Consider the following 17,549-nt stretch of genomic DNA (forward strand, 5'->3'; position numbering starts at 1 on the left):
CTATGAGCCAAAATGTTTATCAATTCATCGATTTACAACGTGTTGATCCACCGAAGAAATCGCTAAAAGTCAGAAAGATTGAGTTTGTGGAAATCTATGAAGGGTTTTCACTGCCTCAGGCTAAAGCCCAGTCAGATCGTTGTTTATCATGTGGTAACCCTTACTGTGAATGGAAATGCCCGGTACATAACTACATTCCTAACTGGTTAAAACTGGTGAATGAAGGACGTATTTTAGAAGCGGTTGAACTATGTCATCAAACCAATAGCCTGCCGGAAGTATGTGGACGCGTTTGTCCACAAGACAGATTGTGTGAAGGCTCCTGTACGCTCAACGCAGAATTTGGTGCGGTAACCATTGGTAATATTGAAAAATATATTACTGATGAAGCCTTTAAGATGGGCTGGAAGCCCAATATGTCTGGCGTTGAAATGACCGGTAAACGAGTTGCTATTATTGGTGCCGGTCCGGCAGGACTGGCGTGTGCCGATGTACTTATTCGCCACGGCGTTACTCCGGTGGTTTTTGATCGCAATCCGGAGATTGGCGGACTGCTTACTTTTGGTATACCGGCCTTTAAGCTGGATAAAGATATTTTAATTAACCGCAGACGTATTTTTACTGAAATGGGCGTCGAGTTCCGCTTAAATACTGATGTGGGTACGGATATTACCTTAGCAGACTTACTCACTGAGTTTGATGCAGTATTTTTAGGTACTGGTACTTATCAATCTATGCGTGCCGGGCTTGAAAATGAAGATGCTAAAGGCGTTTATGAAGCGTTACCGTTTTTAATCGCTAATACTAAACATCTGATGAACCACTCTCAGGATGAACAGAATCCTTATGTAGATATGCAGGGTAAGAAGGTGGTCGTACTTGGTGGTGGTGATACGGCGATGGACTGCGTACGTACCTCAATTCGTCAGGGAGCAGAGACAGTGATTTGTGCTTATCGTCGTGATGAAGCAAATATGCCCGGTTCTAAGCGGGAAGTGAAAAACGCACGGGAAGAGGGTGTTGAATTTCTGTTTAATGTACAGCCAGTCAGTATTGAACTTGATAAAAGTGGGCAAGTCATCGGTATTAAAATGGTGAGAACAGTGCTGGGTGAGCCTGATGCTAAAGGTCGTCAGTCACCAGTTATCATTGCTGGCAGTGAGTTTGTATTACCTGCTGATGCGGTGATTATGGCATTTGGTTTTAAACCGCATGCGATGTCTTGGCTGACTGAACATAACGTTGAACTTGATCAACAAGGGAGGATTATTGCGCCTGAACAGCAAGGTTATCAGACTTCTAATCCTAAAATTTTTGCTGGTGGAGATATTGTCCGTGGCTCAGATTTAGTGGTGACAGCCATTGCAGAAGGACGTAAAGCAGCTGAGGGAATTTTAGATTATCTTGAGGTCTGATACTTTCATTAACGTCATTAAATCAGGCGCTATACAAGCAAGATATTGTGTAAAGCGGGGCAATGCCCCGCTCAAAAGCTAACTAATAGTGAGAAACTTTTGATTGTTAAAACCTTTCTATCATTACTTAATTTAAAAATACGTCTCTACCGCTTCCAGCACATTATACTGCCCATCAACAAAATAGAGCTGACGCCACTTATCAAAGGTAATACAAGGGTGCGAAGTGCCAAAAATTAAAATATCACCGACCTGCAAATCAACATCCTTACTGTAATGCAGCATAGCATGTTGATCCATAATGTTTTGTGTCTTCATAGTACCTGTAACAAAAGGCATTGCCTGACCGTGACGATAATGGGCAATTGGCTGAGGAAGCCCTTCATCAAAAGCAGCATCACGCTTACCAAAACCAATAATCGCTAAATCAGGCTCTGGCATAGATTGTACAAACGCACACAGTTCCATGGCTGAAGCTAAATCGCCCTGAATATGGCAGGCAAGTTCACTACGGTTTTTGAGCGCATTATGGGATTGTTGATATACGCCTTTATCCTGGGTTACGTAGCATCCCGGGCGAATGACATAACGTATATTCTGTCCCAGATTGGCTTGTTGCATTTGCTGGCAAACAAGGTCATACCAGACCGAGCCGGCTCCGGTTAAAATAACTTCTTCAGAGTCTGGGAATAAATTTAATTTAATCAAATTGTTAGATGTGTTGATGACACGAGTTAAAAAGCCATTAATTTTATCAATATCCGTCAGTTCATTTTGACTATGAATTACGCCCTCATAAAATTCGACACCAGACAATTTAAGCCCCGGTAAGGAATGGATATATTTTGCCAGCTCGATCGCTTCTGACTCAGAGCGGCAGCCGCATCTGCCTCCTTCAATACCAAGTTCCAGTAACACATTCATCGTTTGTTCTTGTGCAGCAAAATGGGTTGAAAGCTGTAAAGCATTCCCTTTATTATCTACACAACAAAAAATCTTAGTATTTGACTGTTGTTTGAGTTTTGACACAAATAACATATTGGCTTTACCAATCAGCTGATTTGCCATAATGATATTGGTGATACCCGATTCAATAGCAATTTTGGCCTGATAAGCTGTACCCACACCAATTCCCCATGCTCCGGCTTGTAACTGTTTCTTGAAAATAGCCGGCGTCATAGTGGTTTTACCATGAGGTGCTAAAGAAACCTGACAGGCATTTGTATAATCCTGCATCCAGCGAATGTTATTATCAAGTATCTGCTCTTTAATCACGACGACGGGTAAGCACACATCTTCATTAAGAATATTGATCTGTCCGTCCGTAGAATGAGACATGGCCGCGGCTTTATGATCCAGCTTGCCTGATATTAATTGATTTTTCATACTATCCCTCTTATTCATCACACTTTGATAAAATATTCAAAGCGCTACTAAAAATATTCTGTTCATCAATATAAAATCATTGAATGGATAAGAGAGGAGTAACCCTCTCTTATTAAGATTTACTGATGACTTAATCAATCACTTTTTTAAGCATTATTTTCACGCTCATCAGTGATCATTTTTAGGACTTCCTCGCGGGATAATTTATTTGCCGGAGTAACCAAGGTAACAAGTACAGAAGCAACTAAACTCACCGTTAAGGCAGGAATACATGGATTACCAAAATAAGCAGACCAGTCACTGTTTAGAATAATGGCTACTGACGTTAAGCTACCACCAAGTAACGCAGCGATACAACCTTGCCAGTTAAAGCGCATCCAGAATTTACCAAGTAATACAGAGATACACATACCTGACATTACGGTTGAAATCATTTTAGTGATATAACCGATGATGTCATTGGAAGTTAATGCAAAGACCAACGCCAAACAAATAACCACTAACAGGAATAAACGGGATAAGTTAATCGCTTTGTCTTTTGGCGGCATTTTGCCAGTAATTAAGGTATAAATATCGCGTAGAATAATAGAAACACCTGCGATTGCATCAGAACTACCTGATGACATATTGGCAGACATCCCAGCGATTAATACCACCATTGCCAATGCATAAGGTAAAGCGTTAGTTGCGTATAAGAAGGCGAAACTACTATTTTCAAGATTCGGTTCCATTACATGAGTTGCCATACCGATAATAGCCGGTAAGAACGAGAAACCCATATAGAGCAAACCAGTAATGATAAAGGATTGTCTGATAGCTGTGGTTGATTTTGCTGCGTAAATGCGTTGACGATAAGATGGTGTTGCTAAAACTCCAATACAAATCACTATTGAGAGCGAAATCGCTGGCAAAATACCTAACTTACCAATACCAAATGGGGTAAAGGCTTTTGGGTCAGTGTTAGCCACAACCACATCCCAGCCACCAACGTAACTGACTGACATCACTGCCAGAACAATAAAGCCTAGGAACAAGACAATAGATTGTAAAGTATCGATCCAGGATACTGCTTTATATCCGCCGATTCCGACATAGAAGATGAAGCCAACGGCAATAATGATTTTAGCAACAGTAATATCAATGTCAGCAGCCCAGGCTAAATACAGACCACCACCTAAAATATGTGCCCCCAGCCAGCCAAGAGAAGCTAAAAAGATAATTAGCGCCACCACGTTTTTTACGACTTTACTACCACCAGTGTAATAACAAAGTTCTTCACTCATAGTCATAAAACGCAGGTTACGCACCGGTCCAAATAACCAGGCAGTGACTAAAATACCCGTTGCACCGCCAATACCATATAGCATACCAGCCCAACCATTGGCATAACCAAAACTAACCGCACCGATACTTGAGCCTGTACCAACCATCGTACCAACAGTAGAGCCCAATGTGAGTAACATCGGTAACTTACGTCCACCAAGAATAAAATCATCACCGGTTTTTTGATGGCGGGTCACGTACCAGCCAATAAACATCATCCCAACCGCATAAAGTAGAAACCACATTAAAAAATTATCATGATTCATAAAGATATCTCCAGCTTACGTTACTTTGTAATCTATTTAATTTATTTGAATTTTTTATTAAAGCAGGTCATATCAACTTCAACCATGCAATCAACAACTAAGTCCGCAACACAGCACACTCTGGCTGGTGGACAATCACTAAAGAACTCTTTAAATACTTTATTAAATGATTGAAAGTAACGTGCGTCAGTAAGGAACACCTTCATATGCACAATATCTTCTTTACTAAATCCGGCTTGCTCAACAATATCCAGACAATTTTGGATTGCTAATTGTGACTGAGCGATAATACCGCCGTCAATAATTTCACCATCAATCATTGGGGTTTGCCCCGAAACATATAACCAACCGTCTGCGGCAACGGCTTTGGCAAAAGGTAAGGATTGTCCTCCTGTCCCTTTACCACCTTCAATGCCATATCGTTTAATCATGTTCTTGCTCCTATGCTTATCAATTTTGTTTTAATCATTTTTGTTGTATAGATACTATTGTTGTCTTTCGATAAATCGTCCTGCCCGTTTACCCGTCATCTGTTTTTGGGTATAAGTCAGAACGCCGTTTACAAACACATATTCAATGCCGTCAGCCTTTTGTTTTGGATCTTCAAATGTCGCGCTGGCATTAATTTTTTGCGGGTCAAATAACACTAAATCGGCAAAATAGTCCTCACGAATAAAGCCTCTGCCCGTGAGAGAGAAACGCTCTGCTGATTTACCTGTCATCTTGTGAATAGCGATGGCTAGTGGAAAGAGTTTCTCGTCTCGACTGTAATAACCTAAAACGCGAGGAAAGGTTCCCCATAAACGTGGGTGAGGATTAGGATCACAAGGCAGACCGTCTGACCCAATCATTGAAGTGTCATGTTGCAGGACGCGTCTGACATCGTCTTCATGCATCTGAAAATAAATGGCACCAGCAGGGAGAAGTTTTTCAGCTGCTGCAAGTAGTGTGACTGACCAGATTTTGGCAATCTCTGCCAGTGTTTTACCTGCCATCTCCGGATGAGGTGTTGACCATGAAATCACAATATCGTAATCAGAGGTAACCTGACCTAAATCCAGATTGGAAGAACCGGCACGATAAGGATAGCAATCACAACTGATGTCTTGTTGTTTACGATATTTATCAATCAGGGCTAATGTTTCAACTGTTCTACCCCAGTTTTTAGCACCGGCGCATTTATGATGAGAGATTTGAACCGGTACTTTGCCATGTCGGCCAATCAGGAAAGCCTCATGCATAGCGTCAATAATACAGTCATACTCAGTACGCATATGCGTTGCATAAAGTCCTTTATACTGCGCAAGCACTTCTGACAGAGCACAAATTTCTTCAGTTGAGGAGTTAATCGCGTTACCGTAGGATAAGCCTGTTGTCAGTCCTAAAGCACCTTGCTCCATGGCTTCAATAAGTTTTTGCTTCATCACGGCAACATTGGCTTCTGTTGCTGGTTTTAACAGTGACTCCACACAGTTATTACGTAAGGTGGTATGACCAACAAAGGTGCCGACATTGACACTGGGTGAGATATCATTAATTTTTTGCTTATAAGATTTGAGGTCAGGATAGACAAACTCATCCAGTTCACCGAGTAGGTTTATCGGATCAGGGACTTCGCCATGCATCGTAGCACAAACTCCACTGATACCACAGTTACCAACAATAATAGAGGTGACACCTTGTGAGGTTTTAGCCTCATACTCAGGTTGTCTGATCACCACTAAATCATCATGTGTGTGGACATCAATAAAACCGGGGGATAATATTTTATCCTGACAATCGATAACGATATTCGCCTCATCATCAATTTTCAGTGCAATTTTAGCTATTTTATCGTTTTTTACCGCAAGATCAGCACGGTAGCCTTCTTGTCCTGAGCCATCAATAATCGTGGCATTTTTAAATACATAATCATATTTCATACTATTTTTACCTTATTCACCTGTAATGTTATTTTGCTCACTAAAGTTTGTTAAAGCTTTGGTAAGCCTGAATAAATGCTGCTGCTTTTTGTCTTGTAGCGTCAGGGGATTGCCCGGCTTTATAGAGATCGCTGCCCAGCCCTGCACCGACACAACCTGCCCGCAAATAATCATGTAAGTTTTCTGGTGTAATTCCACCCACCGCGAAAATACCGATGTGTTTTGGAATCACCGCGGTTAAAGCTTTGATATAATCAGGACCAAAGGCAGAAGAGGGGAACACTTTTAAATTAGGCGAACCGGCATCAATAGCGGTAAAAGCTTCTGTGGCAGTGGCACACCCGGGGCAAATCACCAGTCCTAGTTGTAGGGCTTTTTTAATTACACTTTCATTGATATTTGGTGTCACAATTAATCGCCCGCCAAGACGGGCAACTTCTTCTACCTGTTCAGCTTTGAGGACTGTGCCGGCACCTATCAGAGCCAAATGTCCGTAACGTTCTACCGCAATACGAATACTTTCCTGCCAGTTTGGTGAGTTCAGCGGAATCTCTATCGCATCAAAGCCTGCTTCAATCAATAAGGAGATGTGCTGTTCAACTTCGTCAGGAGTGATTCCTCTTAAGATTGCAATTAAGGGAATTTTGGTTGTTTGCCATGTCATTGAGATATCTCCTTTTCAGATAATAAATTAGCTATTTTTGCCAGAGCGATAGAGCCTAAACCTGATAGGGGTTGTTCTTTTTGTTCGTTCAATTCGATAATTTTCCCGGTAAAAAAATCGTCGTGAGAAATCAATAGTTGTAGTGCTTGTTGTAGAATTTTTTTACCAGTCAGGATAATTGTGGTGTCAGCCTCAACGTTAAGAGCCTGACTTTGTTTAATCGTTAATAGATCGCCATATAGCACAGCGCCAAGTAGATAATTGGCTCGTTGATTGATCGTGGTCTGGCCAAATAAATCCAGCAGACGAACCAGAAAACAGCTACGTGCCAGACCGACGTCTTGGCAAGACGCAGCACCTTTTAGTAGATAATCCTGGTCAATTGATTTTGCAAATTGATGATCCAGTGAACCACTAATAATGGTTTGCTGGGTGATGATATCTAGCATCTCACCCGCTATCGTGGTGGTACAGGCAGTAATGTTTTTTTGTTGATCTATTTTGACAAATTTAGAGTGTGAGCCCGGTAAGACAATTAATGCTGGAGAGTTGATATCTGACAGGGAAAGAACACCTATTGTTTCGGTTTCTTCACCGCGCATGATATCCATCATTTCACAATCATCAAGACTAATAGGGTTAGCACTATTTTTAACGCCGGGAATAAACCAGACCGGTGAGGAGGATATTTCAGGCAATAATTTTTTTACCATATTGGCGGCTAAATCTTTCATGCTGACTGGTGTAACCAGATGAGGAATTTCACAAAGTCCCAGATTAGAGGTGATCATGCCACAAGCCAGAATCAATAAAGGTTGTTCAGGTTTAATTTTGGCAGTCAGTAAGGCTTCATCAAGCGCGGTTTTGACGGCTTGTTTTAATTTAATAGTATTTCCGGTAATGGCGGTATCGCGCACACCAACAGATTGAGTTGCTTCAGCAATCACTTTTTGTTCCGACCAGACTCTGACTCTGGTATTGGTTGTTCCAGAATCGATGGTGACTATAGGTAGTATTTCACTCATAACTTCTCCTAAAAAAAGGCAAAAAAATCCCCTGAATGACCAGTTATGAACTGGTCACTAAATTAAATTTAGTTTCTTTAATGAATATTTACTGGAGTACGCTAATCACCAAGAGGCTGTCTGTTGTTTCCTCCGCGGTGGCTATCTAGCGCAACTTTAACTCGCCTTAAGCGGTCTCTGGCATGGCGCTGATTAGAAACACCAAGTTCAGTCGCCAGTACGTCAATAGCAGCCAACATCACGTAGCGGGACGCAGTTGGTTTATAGATATAGTCATTTTCCTGAACGATGATGGGTAACAAGGCATCTGCATGTTTGGCAAGTGGTGTGTTTTCTTGCGTCACAATAATAATTTTTGCACCATATTGTTTAGCAATAGCGACACTTTCGATAATTTCATTGGTGTAACCGCCAAGAGAAAGGGCAATCACTACGTCATTTTTTTCAACTGCAGCAGTCACCATACGTACTAATAAGCCATCGTTATAGGATGTAACAGGGATTCCCAATCGGAATAAACGATGCTGAACTTCTTGTGCCACAAAACTGGAACCGCCGCCCATACCAATGACGATTGTGTGTCTGGCATGACTTACCCAGTTAGCGGCTTTTTTGAGAACCTTTTCATCAATGACATTACGATTGACCATTAATGCATTGATGATGGTACTATAGACACCCTGAATACCGTCTAGATCAGGAACGTCATTGATAAAGCGTTGTCCGGCGGAAAGTGACTGAGCCAGACTTAGTTTTAGGTCACGTACATCATCACAGCCGAGTGATTTTGCGAATCTCGTGATAGTAGCTGGGCTCACTGCCATTTCATGAGCGAGTTTGGCAATAGGTAAACGGCTAACAGATTCGATGTCATCCAAAATAAATTGGGCAACTCTCTTTTCAGAACCGGTCATTTCAACAAATTTCTCTTTAATGCGAGAAATAATATCAATACGATAATTCATGTCATTCTCCCACCAATAATCTGATGATAGGAAGTCTACAGGAAAATAGAAAGAAAACCTTGAAGGGACACACAAATACAGCAGGTTTTTATGATACTAAATATCATAATTTATGAGGAATTTTTAATTAGTTTTTTAAAATCAAAAAGTTAAAAAAGATACTGAAAATATAAAAACTAATAACCTTATTGATATAATGTTATTTAATATTTTTTGAGTTGCGCGACGTAGTCGCGCTTTTAGATCTTAGTGCAGTGAAAGTAATTAGGTTTTTTCGAGTTGCGTGGCGCAGCCACGCTTTGTGGCTCTTAGAGCGGTGTTGTAATTAGCCTGTGGGTGAGCTTAGCGGTACTATTCCGATGCGCTGGACATGCAAGCCATGTAACGCTTACTCCATAGCACTGCTAAGCTCAATTGACTTTCTATAATATCCAAAGATAGAAGATAATATTTTAGATTGGGTTTTGAGTTGCGCGACGTAGTCGCGCTTTATGGATCTTAGAACGGTGATTGTAATTAGCCTGTGGGTGAGCTTAGCGGTACTATTCCGATGCGCTGAACATGCAAGCCATGTAACGCTTACTCCATAGCACCGCTAAGCTTAGTCTACTTTTAATAACATCTAAAGATAAAAGATAAAATTAGATTCTGATTTTGATATGAGTTCTATAGTTTTCTGATATTTATTTTATGGTTGAGATAATTGATTTGATAGTTTTATTTCAAGTTACAGCACTGTTGCTATGATTGATGGAGAGCGTACCTCATAGGTCTTAGCGAGCCCTCGAGCGGGCGCCTATGGGGTGCGGTAGGCCATCAAGTCTCACTGAGCCTACAACATCACCAAAAACATTGCGCTGGGCGGCGCAGTCCGCCCCAAACCCCATGTTAATAACAAGCGCCAAACAAAAATTACACGCAGGGCGGGGCGTGCTCCCTGACAATCACCATGCTAATAACAACACCAAACCTTTAAAATCAGCACCTTTTCTACCCCGGTTATTTAAAAACTGTAATAAAATCAACAACTTATAATTAATTTAACTGTTTGATTTTATTAAATATTTTATTTCTTGATAAAAACCTGACAACAACGCTATCTTTTGCGACAATACTCACTGTTTTTATTTTTGGTCGATTATTTGTAGGATTAGGTAAGTTCATGTCAGCAAAAATTATTGATGGTAAGGCTTTAGCACAACAGGTTCGTAGTAAAGTCGCAGAACGTGTTAAAGAACGTTTAGCAAGTGGTTTAAGAGCTCCTGGTTTAGCTGTTATTCAGGTTGGTTCTGACCCGGCATCACAAATCTATGTAAATAATAAACGTAAAGCGTGTGATGAAGTGGGCTTAGTTTCTAAAGCGTATGATTTTCCTTCTTCGAGTACCGATGAACTGTTAGATTTAATTACTGAATTAAATAACGATCCCACTATCGATGGTATTTTAGTACAACTACCTTTACCGGATAATATCGATAAAACCCGAGTGCTTGAACACATTCACCCAAATAAAGATGTGGATGGTTTCCACCCTTATAATATTGGTCACCTGTGCCAGCGTGATCCAAAACTGCGTCCTTGTACGCCTTACGGTATAGTCACTATGCTTGAGTCAACCGGTGTTAAGCTTTCTGGCTTAAATGCGGTCGTTGTGGGTGCTTCAAATATTGTTGGTCGTCCGATGGCGATGGAATTATTACTTATTGGTTGCACGACCACAATTACTCACAGCCGTACCGTTGATTTAGAAGACCATGTGCGTCGTGCTGATGTGGTGATTGCCGGTGTTGGTATGCCGGGTTTTGTAAAAGGTGAATGGATTAAACCGGGAGCTATTGTGATCGATGTGGGGATTAATCGTCTTCCATCAGGCAAAGTTGTCGGTGATGTTGAGTTTGATACAGCAGCACAACGCGCTGGTTTTATTACGCCAGTTCCGGGTGGTGTAGGACCAATGACGGTTGCTACACTGATTAGAAATACACTTGAAGCTTGTGAAAAATTTCATTCTTAAGCGATAATAGCCACACAACTGAATATAGCTGCCCCTGAGGTTAGCATTGATTAATTATTTAAGGAAAAAATCATGATTATTTTTCATACCAATAAAGGCGATATTAAGATCAAAACGTTTGATAAAGAAGCACCGGAATCCTCTAAAAACTTTATCAAATATTGTCAGGACGGTTTTTATAACAACACGATTTTTCACCGTGTAATCAATGGTTTTATGATTCAGGGTGGTGGCTTTGAACCGGGTATGAAACAAAAACGTAACAATGCGCCTATCAAAAATGAAGCAGACAACGGTTTAAAAAATACTCGTGGTACGCTTTCTATGGCACGTACTTCTGATCCGCATTCAGCAACGTCTCAGTTCTTTATCAATGTGGTTGATAATGACTTCTTAAATTACCGTTCATCAGATATGAATGGCTGGGGATATGCCGTATTTGCTGAAGTGGTTGAAGGTATGGATGTAGTTGATGCCATCAAAGGTGTTAAAACTGGCCGTAACGGTATGCATCAGGATGTTCCTGTTGAGGACGTTGTGATTCAAAGCGTTACTGTTGAATAGTCATTGTTGAATAAATACCAATGACAAGTTTTTTTGTTGCGGACGTTCATTTAGATATCAAACAGCCTTCAATTACCGAAGGCTTTTTGCGTTTCCTGCATCGTTTACCTGATGGCAGTAATCTGTATATTTTAGGTGACCTTTTTGATTATTGGGTCGGGGATGACATTCTCACTGATTTTCATCAGCAAATTGCTGGCGAGTTAGCCGCGTTATCTGGACGTAACATCAAAACTTATTTTATTCAGGGTAATCGAGATTTTATGATCGGTCAGCCTTATGCGGCTTTGTGTAAGATGACACTGTTACCTGATGTGACTTTAATTACTCCAAATAATATTAAAGTGGTGATACTGCATGGCGATACGTTATGTACCAATGATGTGTCCTATCAGCGTTTTCGTCGTTTTACCCGTATTAAATTTTATCAAAAAATCTTTCTCTGGCTACCGCGCTCTTTCCGCCAAAAACTGGGCGGGGATATTCGTAAAGAGAGTCGTAAGCACAACAAAAAATACAACTCTGAGAAGTCAGCTTATATTTTAGATGTCAATCAGGATACTGTTGTTGAAACCATGGAAAAGTATCAGGCGACGATTATGATCCACGGGCATACACATAAACCGGCTGTTCATCAGTTTGAGATGAATGGGCAACCTGTACAACGTATTGTGCTGGGTGCGTGGCATGATGCCTGTGATTATGTGGTATTTGATGAGGCGCCGATTTTACTGCCTTTTATGAATTTATCATGAATACCTAAGTGGTGAGGAGGAGATTAAATGAAACCTATTGAGTCCCCGGCTGTTGCTGCTGTTTTTAATCATTATCCTGTTGAATACCAAAAATCTTTACTGGCAATTCGCCAGCTTATTTTTGATACCGCTGATACGCTCTCTCCTGAAATGATTGTTGCTGAAAGTTTGAAATGGAATCAGCCAAGTTATTCAACAAAATTTGGCTCACCGATTAGAATTGATCGCTTTGGTGATAATAAAATCGCGCTTCTTTTTCATTGTCAGACTTCACTTGTTGGAACATTCAGAGCAATGTTTGCTGACCTGTTTGAGTTTTCTAAGAATAGGGCTATTGTTCTTGACCCAAAGCAGAAATTACCGGTTAAAGAGCTTGCTCTGTGTATTGAGATGGCGCTTACTTATCATAAAAAGTAGTGGTGATTTCTCACGATTTTGTTCTATAACCAGTCTTTGAAATAATCACTTTCCAAAACTTGTGCTGTTGGGCCTGAGTTAATAATTTCACCCTGATTCATTACCAGTACATGACTGGCAATCTGCCGAGCTTCATTCATGTTATGTGTGACGTAGATGATTGGAATATTGATTTCCTGCACTAGTTTTTGGATATAAGTTAATAGTTCTTTTTTTCTTGGCATATCCAGCGCTGACAGGGGTTCATCCATCAGTAAGAAGCGTGGACCGGAAAGAAGTGCTCGTCCGATTGAGACACGCTGTTTTTCACCACCAGAAAGCATTGCCGGGTAACGATTGAGTAAGTTACGAATATTGAGGACATCAATAATTTCATCAAACCGGCGCTGCATATGAGGAGCCATACCATAAGTCAGATTATTGATGACTTTATAATGAGGAAAAAGTAAGGCTTCCTGAAATACGGTACCGATATGGCGTCTCTCAGGCGGAATGAAAATAGAATTCTCGGTATCGAACAGAATCGTATTATTCCACTGAATCAAGCCTTGATCAGGTTTAGTTAAGCCATTAATGAGATTGATTAAAGTCGTTTTTCCTGAACCTGATACGCCAAGTACAGCAGTGACTCCCTCACAGGCAAGCTGAGTATTAACACATAAGGTAAAGTGGGCGAGCCGTTTTTTAGCCTGAATAATTAGCATCATTTACCCCGCGAGTTTTCGTTTGTGCCAGCGCAATAGCCAGTCAGAAAAAAGCAGGGCACCAAGTGATAGAATAATAGCAATAACACATAGACGCATCGCAGCTTGCTCACCATTTGGACTTTCAATTAGCGTGTACATGGCTAGTGGTAAGGTACGGGTTTCGCCAGGAATATTAGACACAAAGGTAATTGTGGCGCCAAACTCCCCAAGACAACGGGCAAAACCAAGCACGATACCCATCAAGATTCCAGGTAAAGCCAGTGGCAGGGTGATAGTAAAAAAGATGCGTAATCTGGTCGCGCCCAGTGTTCTGGCTACATTTTCAAGCCGTAAATCGATCGATTCAATTGATAAACGAATAGAGCGAACAACCAGTGGAAAAGCCACAACGGCAGAAGCCAGTGCTGCACCTTTCCAGTTTAAACTAAAGCTGATATTAAAATGTTCGTATAGCCATGCACCGATAAAACCGCGCCTGCCCATGGTGATCAGTAACAGATAACCAAGCACAACAGGTGGCAAAACAAGCGGTAAATGGATGATGCTATCAAACAGAGATTTGCCCCAGAACTGGCGACGGGCAAGCAGCCATGCGACTAAAATGCCGAGCGGTAAACTAAAAACAATTGCTGCTCCGGCTATTTTTAAGCTGAGTAGCAATACCTGCCATTCTGAGTCAGTTAGTATCATTGAGTCACAAAACCATATTGATCAAATACTGCTTTAGCCAGATCAGTTTGTAAGAAGTTATAGAAACCTTCTGCATCTTTATTTAAAAGCGCAACCGGGTATTCAATGGATGCAAAAGTATCAGCCGGGAATTCACCGATGATTTTCACTTTATTACTTACTTTAGCATCTGTGCTGTAGACGATACCAATTGGTGTTTCTTGCAATTCGACTAAAGTTAGTGCTGCACGAACGTTATTAGCACGCGCAAGTTGTGGTTCAAGTTTGCTATATACACCTAGATTAGTCAGTGATTCTTTAGCATATAAACCAGCCGGAACGTGGTCAGGGTCACCAACAGCTAAACGCTCACCCGTTGGTAGTAATTGACTCCAGTCAGTTTGCTTATTGATTGTCACATCAGTTAGTGTTGAATCTGCTGCGGTAATTAATACCAGTGAGTTTTTTAGTAGGGTTTCTTTTTGTTTAACGATATTTTTCTCAATCAGGTAATCCATCCATTTTTGATCGGCAGACATAAAAATATCAACAGGTGCACCTTGTTCAATTTGTCTGGCTAGCGTTGATGATGAAGCAAAAGAGAAAACAATTTTAGTATCCTGATTTTGTTGCTCATATAACTTACCAATATCTTCCATGGCGTTAGTCAGAGAAGCAGCAGCAAAGACAGTGACTTTTTGTTCTGCATTAACATTTAAACAAAATAAGACAGCGATAATCCCAATCAGTTTTTTCATAACAGATCCCAGGTAATAGTGAGTGAGGACAAATATATTCGTTATATAATAAAAAACATAACGATAATATCAGATGTAAATCTGTTCGTACAGAGGAAGGAATCAAAGAAATTTTCTTGAATAGCGCGTATAATATGACACAATTATTTGATAACTATTTTTCGCCTGACAGGGTAAGTGTGCATAGAGCCTGATATGTCTGAATCTGAAATTTTATTAACCTTAAAACGAAATCAGCAACTGTTTGCTGATCCTCGTCGTATTGCTTTATTAAAACAGATCGATAAAACTGGTTCTTTATCTCAGGCGGCTAAAATTGTTGGGGTGAGTTATAAAACTGCCTGGGATGCGATTCATGAGATGAATCAGCTCTCTTTACATCCACTGGTTAATAGTATGACCGGAGGTAAAGGCGGTGGCGGTGCTCAGTTGACAGCTTATGCAGTACGTTTTATTCAGTTATATGATTTACTGACGACTATTCAGCATAATGCGTTCAATATCCTTAGTGACGATGATGCCCCACTGGATAATTTACTGGCAGCAACAGCCAGACTTTCGTTACAAACTAGTGCGCGTAATCAGTTGTATGGCACTATCTCTGACGTAATATCAAATACTGTTTATAGTCAGGTCATTATCATGCTAAATGATCAGCAAACAGTGATAAAAGTGAATGTGACAAGGCGTAGTATTGACCGTTTACAGTTAAGTAAAAATAAAGCGGTTATTCTCTTGATAAAAGCACCGGCAGTAGCCATATCCTTAACAAACTCGTTGAGTGAAAACAGTTTTAAAGCCACGATTAAACAAATTCGTCAGGATAATATCTGGAGTGAGCTGGATTTATCACTTTCAGATGATGTGGTGATTTGTGCAACCAAACTCACGCAGGAATTTCAGGCGCTCAATCTTCAGCTCAATCAAACGGTATATATCAATATTCATCCGGAAAATATTATTATTGCAACACTGGTGTGATAAAACTTATTGATTTATAAAGAGGTTTTAATATGTTAGCGATTAAACAAGCAAAATATCGTATTAGTGACACCCGAGTTTTTACCATTCCGGAGTTAACTATCTCTTCCGGTAGCAGCTGGGCTTTTGTTGGCAGTAATGGCAGCGGTAAATCAACACTGGCTAAAGCGTTAGCTAATGTTCTGCCATTATTGAGTGGTGAAGTGACGAATCAGTTTACGACTATTGCCCGTATTTCGCTTGAGCAATTGCAGAAATTGGTTGAAGAAGAGTGGCAACGCAATAATACTGATTTACTCAGCCCGGGCGAGGATGATACAGGAAGAACCACAGCTGAAATTATTCAGGAACATATTAAGAATGAAGCGCGTTGTCAGCAACTGGCACAGCAATTTGGTATCAGTCATTTACTGAGCCGTCGTTTTAAATATTTATCCACCGGTGAAACACGTAAAACATTATTGTGCCAGACATTAATGTCTGAACCGGATTTGTTAGTGCTGGATGAACCATTTGATGGACTGGATGTGTTATCGCGTCAACAATTGGCTAAGTTATTGGAACAACTTTCAGGTCATGGGATCACGATTGTACTTGTACTTAATCGGTTTGATGATATACCTGATTTTATTGAGAATATTGGCGTTCTAGTTGAGTGTGAATTAATTAAAACGGGTAAAAAAGCAGAGTTAATGGCTGACCCGGTGGTGACACAACTCAGTAATCTGGAACATTTAGAGCATATTACGTTGCCTGATGCTGATGAAGAACCTGTCAGACCATCAACAACCGATGCCTTAATTGTGCTTAATGATGCTCATGTTCACTATAATGATCGGCCGATTATTCAGGGGTTAAGCTGGCAGGTTAAGTCAGGTGAACACTGGCAGATTGTTGGTCCAAATGGAGCAGGTAAGTCAACACTGCTTAGTCTGGTGACAGGTGATCATCCTCAAGGGTACAGTAATGATTTGACCTTATTTGGACGAAGACGCGGTTCTGGTGAAACGATCTGGGATATCAAAAAGCATATTGGTTATGTCAGCAGCAGTCTGCATCTGGATTATCGGGTGAGTTCCAGCGTAATGAATGTACTGGTGTCAGGATATTTTGACTCTATTGGCGTTTATAATGCCATTAGTGATAAGCAGCGTAATCTGGCCATGCAGTGGCTGACCCTACTGGGACTAAATAAATACGCTGAGCAACCGTTTCATGCCTTGTCATGGGGACAGCAGCGTATTGTGTTAATCGCAAGAGCTTTAGTTAAACACCCGACACTGCTTATTCTGGATGAGCCGTTACAAGGCTTAGATCAGCTAAATCGTGAACTGGTAAAACGCTGGATCGATTTATTGATTCGGGAAGGGCAGAGTCAATTGTTATTTGTGTCTCATCATGCGGAAGATGCACCGGCTTGTATTACACATCGATTAACATTTGTTCATGTAAAAGAGAGTGTTTATCAATATCAGTTCGAACGTTTATAGGCGGGTAGCTGTCAAGCTATTAAAGTGCATTTAAAAATAGATAAAAAGTATTAAAAAAAATTTAAATTAGCCGGAATTTTTATCTTGGATTTTTACCCGTAAGGGAAAAAATATAGATAACACTAGGCTTTAGTAAGTTATCCCCGAAGGCTGTGGATAACTCTGTTGATAGTTTAATAGAAATGGCAAAAAATGCTGATAGCGTCTGTAATTAGGCTAATTTGTTTA

General features: G+C 40.6%; 17 protein-coding genes. 7 read left to right on the forward strand and 10 right to left on the reverse strand.

The window, feature by feature from the left end; all coding sequences use genetic code 11:
* The first annotated feature begins 2 nt into the window (after positions 1 to 2).
* Entirely contained in the window at positions 3 to 1,415 is a 1,413-nt protein-coding gene (locus IPMB12_RS08600; protein WP_166916843.1) for an FAD-dependent oxidoreductase, read from the forward strand.
* A 132-nt stretch (positions 1,416 to 1,547) separates the two neighbouring features.
* On the opposite strand, the gene IPMB12_RS08605 is transcribed toward IPMB12_RS08600, so the two are convergent.
* From IPMB12_RS08605 to IPMB12_RS08635, 7 genes are all read right to left on the reverse strand, one after another.
* Entirely contained in the window at positions 1,548 to 2,801 is a 1,254-nt protein-coding gene (locus tag IPMB12_RS08605) for an amino acid deaminase (RefSeq protein WP_166916845.1), read from the reverse strand.
* Between the two features lie 146 nt (positions 2,802 to 2,947).
* Positions 2,948 to 4,390, reverse strand: coding sequence for a sodium:solute symporter family protein (locus tag IPMB12_RS08610; protein WP_166916847.1), 1,443 nt, complete (start codon positions 4,388 to 4,390; stop codon positions 2,948 to 2,950).
* Between the two features lie 41 nt (positions 4,391 to 4,431).
* Entirely contained in the window at positions 4,432 to 4,821 is a 390-nt protein-coding gene (locus tag IPMB12_RS08615; protein ID WP_166916849.1) for a RidA family protein, read from the reverse strand.
* A gap of 54 nt (positions 4,822 to 4,875) precedes the next feature.
* Positions 4,876 to 6,312 (reverse strand): N-acyl-D-amino-acid deacylase family protein, encoded by a 1,437-nt coding sequence (locus tag IPMB12_RS08620; protein WP_166916851.1) that lies wholly within the window; start codon positions 6,310 to 6,312, stop codon positions 4,876 to 4,878.
* A gap of 40 nt (positions 6,313 to 6,352) precedes the next feature.
* Entirely contained in the window at positions 6,353 to 6,976 is a 624-nt protein-coding gene (locus tag IPMB12_RS08625; RefSeq protein WP_166916853.1) for a 2-dehydro-3-deoxy-6-phosphogalactonate aldolase, read from the reverse strand.
* On the reverse strand, positions 6,973 to 8,001 hold the full coding sequence (locus IPMB12_RS08630) for a 2-dehydro-3-deoxygalactonokinase (RefSeq protein ID WP_166916855.1): 1,029 nt from the start codon (positions 7,999 to 8,001) through the stop codon (positions 6,973 to 6,975). Before IPMB12_RS08630 ends, IPMB12_RS08625 begins: the two co-directional genes overlap by 4 nt.
* Positions 8,002 to 8,102: 101 nt before the next feature.
* Complete coding sequence (locus IPMB12_RS08635; protein WP_166916856.1) at positions 8,103 to 8,966, reverse strand: MurR/RpiR family transcriptional regulator; 864 nt, start codon at positions 8,964 to 8,966, stop codon at positions 8,103 to 8,105.
* 1,162 nt (positions 8,967 to 10,128) lie between these two features.
* Between IPMB12_RS08635 and folD the strand changes: the two genes are divergently transcribed.
* The 4 genes from folD (at position 10,129) to IPMB12_RS08655 (ending at position 12,716) form a co-directional block, all read left to right on the forward strand.
* A complete protein-coding gene (gene folD, locus IPMB12_RS08640; RefSeq protein ID WP_166916859.1) occupies positions 10,129 to 10,980 on the forward strand; it encodes a bifunctional methylenetetrahydrofolate dehydrogenase/methenyltetrahydrofolate cyclohydrolase FolD in 852 nt (283 codons plus the stop codon).
* Between the two features lie 72 nt (positions 10,981 to 11,052).
* Positions 11,053 to 11,544 (forward strand): peptidylprolyl isomerase B, encoded by a 492-nt coding sequence (gene ppiB / locus IPMB12_RS08645; RefSeq protein ID WP_166916861.1) that lies wholly within the window; start codon positions 11,053 to 11,055, stop codon positions 11,542 to 11,544.
* Positions 11,545 to 11,564: 20 nt separating this feature from the next.
* A complete protein-coding gene (locus IPMB12_RS08650; RefSeq protein ID WP_166916863.1) occupies positions 11,565 to 12,299 on the forward strand; it encodes a UDP-2,3-diacylglucosamine diphosphatase in 735 nt (244 codons plus the stop codon).
* 27 nt (positions 12,300 to 12,326) lie between these two features.
* A complete protein-coding gene (locus IPMB12_RS08655) occupies positions 12,327 to 12,716 on the forward strand; it encodes a DUF1801 domain-containing protein (RefSeq protein WP_166916865.1) in 390 nt (129 codons plus the stop codon).
* A 23-nt stretch (positions 12,717 to 12,739) separates the two neighbouring features.
* Here IPMB12_RS08655 and modC read toward each other — a convergent pair whose 3' ends face one another.
* From modC to modA, 3 genes are read right to left on the reverse strand one after another with little or no spacing between them, the layout of a single operon-like run.
* Entirely contained in the window at positions 12,740 to 13,423 is a 684-nt protein-coding gene (modC, locus tag IPMB12_RS08660; RefSeq protein ID WP_166916867.1) for a molybdenum ABC transporter ATP-binding protein, read from the reverse strand.
* Positions 13,424 to 14,113: a molybdate ABC transporter permease subunit gene (modB, locus tag IPMB12_RS08665; RefSeq protein WP_166916869.1), complete on the reverse strand. Its 690-nt coding sequence runs from the start codon at positions 14,111 to 14,113 to the stop codon at positions 13,424 to 13,426.
* The gene (gene modA, locus IPMB12_RS08670; RefSeq protein ID WP_166916871.1) at positions 14,110 to 14,850 is read right to left on the reverse strand and encodes a molybdate ABC transporter substrate-binding protein; all 741 of its coding nucleotides are present in this window, start codon (positions 14,848 to 14,850) and stop codon (positions 14,110 to 14,112) included. Before modA ends, modB begins: the two co-directional genes overlap by 4 nt.
* Positions 14,851 to 15,045: 195 nt before the next feature.
* Here modA and IPMB12_RS08675 point away from each other — a divergent pair, with 195 nt between their 5' ends.
* The gene (locus tag IPMB12_RS08675; RefSeq protein WP_166916873.1) at positions 15,046 to 15,831 is read left to right on the forward strand and encodes a TOBE domain-containing protein; all 786 of its coding nucleotides are present in this window, start codon (positions 15,046 to 15,048) and stop codon (positions 15,829 to 15,831) included.
* A gap of 32 nt (positions 15,832 to 15,863) precedes the next feature.
* Positions 15,864 to 17,321, forward strand: a complete 1,458-nt coding sequence (gene modF, locus IPMB12_RS08680; protein ID WP_166916875.1) for a molybdate ABC transporter ATP-binding protein ModF — start codon at positions 15,864 to 15,866, stop codon at positions 17,319 to 17,321.
* Positions 17,322 to 17,549 lie beyond the last annotated feature (228 nt).

It is taken from the genome of Zophobihabitans entericus, from assembly GCF_011745665.1.
GTDB lineage: Bacteria > Pseudomonadota > Gammaproteobacteria > Enterobacterales > Orbaceae > Zophobihabitans > Zophobihabitans entericus.

Bases quoted from the DNA above. Each gene is read 5' to 3' on its own strand.
- IPMB12_RS08600 (WP_166916843.1), top strand. From the start codon at position 3: ATGAGCCAAAATGTTTATCAATTCATCGATTTACAACGTGTTGATCCA.
- IPMB12_RS08605 (WP_166916845.1), bottom strand. From the start codon at position 2,801: ATGAAAAATCAATTAATATCAGGCAAGCTGGATCATAAAGCCGCGGCC.
- IPMB12_RS08610 (WP_166916847.1), bottom strand. From the start codon at position 4,390: ATGAATCATGATAATTTTTTAATGTGGTTTCTACTTTATGCGGTTGGG.
- IPMB12_RS08615 (WP_166916849.1), bottom strand. From the start codon at position 4,821: ATGATTAAACGATATGGCATTGAAGGTGGTAAAGGGACAGGAGGACAA.
- IPMB12_RS08620 (WP_166916851.1), bottom strand. From the start codon at position 6,312: ATGAAATATGATTATGTATTTAAAAATGCCACGATTATTGATGGCTCA.
- IPMB12_RS08625 (WP_166916853.1), bottom strand. From the start codon at position 6,976: ATGACATGGCAAACAACCAAAATTCCCTTAATTGCAATCTTAAGAGGA.
- IPMB12_RS08630 (WP_166916855.1), bottom strand. From the start codon at position 8,001: ATGAGTGAAATACTACCTATAGTCACCATCGATTCTGGAACAACCAAT.
- IPMB12_RS08635 (WP_166916856.1), bottom strand. From the start codon at position 8,966: ATGAATTATCGTATTGATATTATTTCTCGCATTAAAGAGAAATTTGTT.
- folD (WP_166916859.1), top strand. From the start codon at position 10,129: ATGTCAGCAAAAATTATTGATGGTAAGGCTTTAGCACAACAGGTTCGT.
- ppiB (WP_166916861.1), top strand. From the start codon at position 11,053: ATGATTATTTTTCATACCAATAAAGGCGATATTAAGATCAAAACGTTT.
- IPMB12_RS08650 (WP_166916863.1), top strand. From the start codon at position 11,565: ATGACAAGTTTTTTTGTTGCGGACGTTCATTTAGATATCAAACAGCCT.
- IPMB12_RS08655 (WP_166916865.1), top strand. From the start codon at position 12,327: ATGAAACCTATTGAGTCCCCGGCTGTTGCTGCTGTTTTTAATCATTAT.
- modC (WP_166916867.1), bottom strand. From the start codon at position 13,423: ATGATGCTAATTATTCAGGCTAAAAAACGGCTCGCCCACTTTACCTTA.
- modB (WP_166916869.1), bottom strand. From the start codon at position 14,113: ATGATACTAACTGACTCAGAATGGCAGGTATTGCTACTCAGCTTAAAA.
- modA (WP_166916871.1), bottom strand. From the start codon at position 14,850: ATGAAAAAACTGATTGGGATTATCGCTGTCTTATTTTGTTTAAATGTT.
- IPMB12_RS08675 (WP_166916873.1), top strand. From the start codon at position 15,046: ATGTCTGAATCTGAAATTTTATTAACCTTAAAACGAAATCAGCAACTG.
- modF (WP_166916875.1), top strand. From the start codon at position 15,864: ATGTTAGCGATTAAACAAGCAAAATATCGTATTAGTGACACCCGAGTT.